The sequence below is a fragment of the Methanosarcina spelaei genome (genome assembly GCF_002287235.1).
In the GTDB taxonomy this organism is placed as follows: Archaea; Halobacteriota; Methanosarcinia; order Methanosarcinales; family Methanosarcinaceae; genus Methanosarcina; species Methanosarcina spelaei.
In genome coordinates this window covers 1-6792 of sequence record NZ_LMVP01000115.1, presented here as the reverse complement: position 1 = coordinate 6792, position 6792 = coordinate 1, and the positions used below count along the sequence as shown (strand labels likewise).

Sequence of the window (6792 nt, the reverse complement as noted above, 5' to 3'; positions counted from 1 at the left end):
TGGTGAAACTACTTATTGGATCAATGAAGGTCATGATCCAATGACAAAATATGTAGGTTCCGATATCTACAACGAAACTTGGTTTAATGATACTCCTGAACAAGACGCAACTCTATGGGTAGATTATCTAGCTGGTTTAGATGGTTACTACAAATGGAACAATGTGGATATTGTTCCTTCGTCTGTTAATCAATGGAAGTATGCAGGACTTAATACATATTCTGTGCCAATGGGACAGATGGGAGGCAATAAATGTCTTGAATATTCTCGCGGTCCTAATAGCTGGTACAAGATAAACTTCGCGGTCTTAGCAACAGAACCATAAATGAACTATTGATACATAAAGAATAGTAAGAAGGAGAGGAATAGCCCTTCCTCTCTAACCAAATTTTTCAGCAAAAAGTAAAGGCTAAGTAAAATTTTCAGATATAAATACTCTGCTTATTTGAAGTTTTACCATTTACAATAAAATTACTTATTTTTCATTAATATGTGGTAGAGCTCATCCCAAAACCAATTTCATTCCCAAATCTATTCTATTATTTTCTGTTGGAAATTAGAGCGAGTATTCAAAATTCAAGGTTTTGGGATAGGCTCGTATAATATTTATTTTGTAAAAAAATTGTATCCTCTTCAAATTGTATAGTAAAAGTAAATTTCATGTATTTGCTGAAAAATTAAAATTTAATTGAGTTTAAGAAACAACTTCAAGCGGTGTATTCAACTTTATAGCTATCTGGTAAATTTGTTGACCATTTTTCTAGTTGGAAAATTCTCCATCGAATTTGAAGAGGATACAATTTTAGACTAAATTGGCAGTGTAGCTAATTTGCTGTAAATTTGAAGTCAAGTTTTTGAGTACTATGGAGAAAATATACCTTATGATAGGGAATCTTCTACTCAATAACTTCTTGGAATTTGCGATTTTACAGAAAAACTGGCACACTGCCCTTAAATGGGTAATACCAGAAAAATGTGACGTTGTTGCACGTGAATCGACAAATGATTTTTGGGTTCCTATCTATGATTCATTGATAGATCGTTTGCCTGTTATAGTTATAAATGCTAGAGATATGAAGGCTTTTACGCACAAAAAACCGATAGGATGGACTCTTAATTCATCGCACAACTTGCACTTAATAACATGATCCATGCATCTTCGGGTAAGTGAGGAATTGTGATAAATTATCTCTATATCTACAACAGTTCTCAAATACCTTAAGAAACTTTGAGGTGGAACAGAATATCGATTTTATGTAAACAGGCCAAAATTTAAGGTCGGATTCTAATGTAAAAATCGAGAACATACAGGCAAGAAAATTCCTTAACCGATGACCAATCTATAACTATTAACCTTCTCACTTCTTTTTTAAGATACAATAAAAGATCTGGCTCTAGACTAAAGAAACAAAATATTCCTTTTATTTTTGACCTAATATTAATATAATTTTTACTTTTAAGTTGATATAAATAAAAAGAAAAAATAAAATAATAACAAAATAAATAACATTATTTTTAGTTCTGTGTTATTTATGGCATATATGTATTTTTATACATCATATTATTTAGGAAAATTTAAATATATAGTATATCTCATACTCATTAAATAACTAAATATGAAAAATTATTCTTCAAAACCAGATCTATTTTGACCTGATCTGAAAAATACCCTTTACGCAGGTCCAATTTTTAGAAATTATTTCAAAAGTATTTTTTTAGATATTTTTCTTCCAAACTTGAAGAGAAACAAATAGTTACGATTCAACCTAAACATCTCTAAAGCTAGCAAAACTGAGCAGTGATAGAAGGAGTTTGGGCTGCAAGGTAAAAATAGAGGTGAATTAAAAATGAGACGAACGCTCCTAGTTTTATATATAGTAGCTCTTATGTGCATAACTTCGCTGGCAGCTCCAGTATCAGCAGCAACAGTCAGAGTTGCTGCTGATGGAACAGGTGATTATACTTCGCTCTCAGCTGCTGTCAATGCAGCTTCACCAGGTGATACAATTTATCTCCAGAAAGGAGCATATAGCGAGTCAGCTTCGATTACAATCCGTAAAAACAATATCACCATCAAAGGTGAAAGTGTTGACAAAGTGACTATAGATATGCCTGGTCACAATCTGGATATTCAAGGATCTGGATGCTATATAGAAAATCTGAAATTTTTGAGTAATTTTGGCACTATAACAATTAGATCCTCAAATTGTATTGTTAAGAATAATATATTGGAAAAATCTATTGCCAACATAGATATATTATCATCGTACAATATTATTTCTAATAACATAATTCTTAACCCTTCCAGTGGTGGCATCTGTATTGAAAATGGAGCTAATTTTAATAATGTCACCGATAATGTGATTCTAGGAGCAGTAGTCTCCTCCGGTTATGGTGCGTTGATTTGTGGATCATCGAACTTTTTTGAGAATAATACAATTCAAGATGGCTCTGGAAATGGATTATTCATTTATAAAGGAACTAATAATACAATCGCTAAAAATTTATTTATAAATAATACTAATGCAGGAATCAAGCTGAGTAAAGCAGATAGTTCTAACAAGATATACCTTAATACATTCAGTGGCAATAGCAATACAGTAATTAAATCTGGCACTACGTCCATTGTTTCTTGGGTTTCTCCAAGTTCCGTAGACTACATTTACAATGGCACAAAGCAATCAGGCATTTTAGGCAACTACTGGGGAAGCAGTTACTCTGGCACTGATGACGACAGTAACGGTATCGGTGACACATATTATACAATTCCAGACAATCTGGGGAACGATACCGCTCCACTCATGGGGACCTGGCAGGATGGTAATGTTGTCAGTCAGGATTCCGTAAAACCGATTTCCGGGTTTACAGCAAGTTCTTCTGACGGTCAGGCGCCCTTTGCTGCCACTTTCACTGGCTGGTCTTCGGGACCTGGGATGGTTACTTCTTATTTGTGGGATTTCGGTGACGGTACTACAAGTACTGATCAAAAACCGTCTCATATGTATACGACTGCGGGCAACTACACAGTCAAACTAACGGTTACCGGTCCCGGTGGGTCAAACAGTATGGAAAAGACTGATTTCATCAGTGTAACCGGAGCAGATGCAGACCTTCTGGTCAGTTCTCTTAGCTCTCTATACCCTCATATCCAGAATACAGTTACTGCTACGATTAAGAACCAGGGCTCAATGGATGCAGGTCCGTTCAAAGTGCAGTTCACGCTGGACGGCAACACCACTAATTTTGATGTGCCTGGATTGGCTGCAGGAAATACTACCACTCTCAATGTCACCGATCAGGTGAGCCGAAAGTATGGTGACACGGTCCCGGTCACGATAACTCTTGACACTGAAAATACGGTAGCTGAGAGCGATGAAACGAATAATCAGTACACCATGCCAGCAAATGTAACAACGAACGGCAACTATTACACCGGTGGAAGATACTATACCGGAAATGACCTGGAAACAGGTACCTACCAGGAAGGAAATATTGCAGTAAAATATTCGCAGGGTGATTCCGGTTACAAGTCTGGCGGTGGTTGGTACACAACGACCGTACACTGGACAGGTACCGATCTGCCCATCCCTGCGAATGCGACTGTAAAAGAAGCAAGACTCTACCAGTCGTATACCTGGAATTATCCCGGCAATCCTGGCTTCAGCCTGCAGTTCAATGGAAATACTGTCAAACAGACCGCTTTCTATGGAGATGGAACAGATAACTTCAACGGACAGGTCATTTTTAATGTGACTCCCTACTTCAACAAAAACAGCAATACAGCAATCATAAATGCATCCAATGTGGGAACTATAGGAGGCCTTTACGGAGCAGTCCTTGTAGTTATCTATGAAGATTCCAGTGAACCATATCGGATGGTCTGGCTGGATGAAGGTTGCGATACCCTTTATGGCGGAACAGATGATTACTATATCGCATATGCTATGTTCAATAACGTTACAACTGAGAACCTGGCTTCTGCTCAAGTGACAAATGTACTGCCTTCAGGTGGAGACAATGATCTAAACACCATTATCTTTAACGGTCAGACCTTCCCAATCAAAGGAAATGGTGGTGGAGATCCAGGGTACAAATGGTACGATGTCACCAGCGCCCTACAAAACGGCACTAACCAACTGGGAATCCGAGATGATGGAGGATACCTGAATCTTGCTTCCGCCATCCTTGAGGTCACAAAAGCTACTGCCTCTGAAGCCAACTTTACATCAAACGTTACGAATGGAAACGCTCCGTTAAACGTTAAATTCACCGACACTTCAACCGGAACACCAACCAACTGGACCTGGGACTTCGGTGACGGAAGTACCTCAACCGAGCAGAATCCAACCTACATTTACAAATCAGAAGGAAACTATACCGTAAAACTGACAGTCAAAAACTCTCTTGGAAGCGACTCCGAGGAGAAAACCGGATACATAACCGTTGGTTCAGCAGTTCTTGCTCCTGAAACAAACTTCGGTTCAAATTTGACAAGTGGTAACGCCCCTCTCTCAGTCCAGTTCAAGGACGAATCCACAAACAGTCCTACCGGTTGGGAATGGAATTTCGGTGATGGCAAAACCTCTGCCGAACAAAACCCATCTCACACTTATGAAACCGTAGGCACATACACAGTAAATCTGACTGCCACGAACTATGGTGGAAGCAATAGCACAACAAAAACCGATTACATAACCGTAACTTCTGACACCTCAGCACCGGTTGCGAGTTTCACCTCTGATGCAAATTCGGGCCAGGTGCCGTTTGCGGTCAAGTTCACAGACACCTCAACAGGCAAAGTGAGCAGCTGGAACTGGGACTTTGGAGACGGCAGCACTTCCAAAGAACAGAATCCTACTCATACCTACGTTACAGCAGGAAATTACACTGTCACTCTGACTGCTACAGGACCTGGAGGAAGTAACACAGCAACTTCTGCCGACCCTGTTGTTGTCAGTGCTCCTCTCACTTCCCCAAGTTACAATGGAGGAATTCCACTGACTACCGCTCAAAACGGAACCGTTTCAGGCGGACTCTGGTGTGACTCATATCCAGGCTTTTCCACATCTGCTCAAAAAACGTTTACTTTGCCTGATTACACTAAGATTAAATGGGCAAGGCTGTATGTCACCGTTTACGACGGCCACATGGAAAATAACTATCGGGGCAATGTAAGTATTGACATAGATACAAATAGTGACAGCAAATATGAGATCCAGAAGACTGAGGCCTTCAACACGACTTATTCGTCCCCAGGTACTGGTGGAATCGGTCCTGTGTGGTTAAGCGATCATATGAACCGTGTGACAAGTGATTATCTGATGTGGTACGACCTCACTGATGCAATTAAAGGCAATCAGGTAAATGTTCAGGCCACAACCACAAAAGTTGATTCTTCCTTTGACGGTCGTGTCAAAGCTATGACTCTGGTTGTTGCGTATGACGATGGCGATTCTGATCAGGTCTATTACTGGGTTAACCAAGGTCATGATACTGTTAATCCGCTGGATGATACTTATACAGGTTCGACTGCTTTTGGTACTTCCTCCCTTGAAAAAGGCTGGAGTTCAGCAAACCTGACTGCTATTTTCCTTGCCAGTGTGGACGGAACCTATTCTTTCCAGGGAACAAAGCTGGCGTCAGGTGTTAAATCAGGTTCTTACTACGGTTCTAATACCTGGGATATAAGCAGTCTCCTTACTGCGGGACAGGACAGTAAACTTGATTATAACAAGCAGGAGAGCAACTATTACAAGATTCCACTTGCTCTTATGAGTGTTAAATATACATCAGCTTCGCCAGAATTACCAACTGCAGATTTCAAAGCGGATGTAACTAGCGGTACTGCTCCTCTCAGTGTGAATTTCACTGATCAATCAACTGGCAATATCTCATCCTATTCATGGGACTTTGATAATGATGGAACTGTAGACAGCACTGAGCAGAACCCGACTCACACTTACACTGCTGCTGGTAACTATACTGTCAACCTTACGGTTTCTAACTCAGATGGGAGCGATTCTGAAGTAAAGACCGAATACATTGTTGTAAGCGAACCATTACCTGGAGCACCTGTTGCAAATTTCACAGCTACTCCGACTTCTGGTACTGCTCCTCTTACTGTTAACTTTAAGGATCAGTCAACAGGAACTGTTTCTTCCTATGCATGGGATTTCAATAACGATGGCAATGTAGACAGTACGGAACAGAGTCCTTCGTATACTTACGGTACGGCAGGTACTTACACTGTCAACCTCACAGTAACCGGACCTGGAGGAAGCGATTCTGAGGTAAAAACCGGATACATTAAAGTCACTGGTTCATCTCCAGGAAAGCCAGTAGCTGCTTTTTCAGCATCTCCTGCTTCAGGAAAAACACCATTAACGGTTGCCTTTACTGACACAAGTACAGGAACACCGACTAAATGGAAATGGAGTTTTGGAGACGGAACATCGTCCACAATCCAGAATCCAAAGCATAAGTATTCCAAAGCAGGAAAGTATACGGTAATACTTACAGTTACCAATGCTAAAGGCAGTAATACGGTAACAGAAACCGATTATATAAAAGTGATAGAAAAGCCTGTTGCAAATTTCAACAGCAGTGCTACGTCAGGAAAAGCACCGCTTAGTGTTATTTTTACTGACACAAGTACAGGTACAGCTTCTAGCTGGACCTGGGAGTTTGGAGATGGTTCAAAATCATTCGTCCAGAATCCCACTCATAAGTATTCCAAGGCAGGAACATATACTGTTAACTTGACAGTAAAGAACGCTGCAGGCAGTAACACGG

General features: G+C 40.1%; 2 protein-coding genes and 1 pseudogene. All 3 read left to right on the top strand.

From position 1 onward, the window contains the following. Positions 1-325, top strand: a 325-nt coding sequence (locus ASJ81_RS07890; RefSeq protein ID WP_141241622.1) for a DUF3344 domain-containing protein, incomplete at its 5' end; no start/stop codon positions are given. Positions 326-956: 631 nt separating this feature from the next. Beyond that, positions 957-1114 (top strand): annotated as a pseudogene (locus tag ASJ81_RS07885) (IS110 family transposase); the annotation flags it as partial. Between the two features lie 733 nt (positions 1115-1847). Next, positions 1848-6792, top strand: a 4945-nt coding sequence (locus ASJ81_RS22695; protein WP_141241621.1) for a PKD domain-containing protein, incomplete at its 3' end; no start/stop codon positions are given.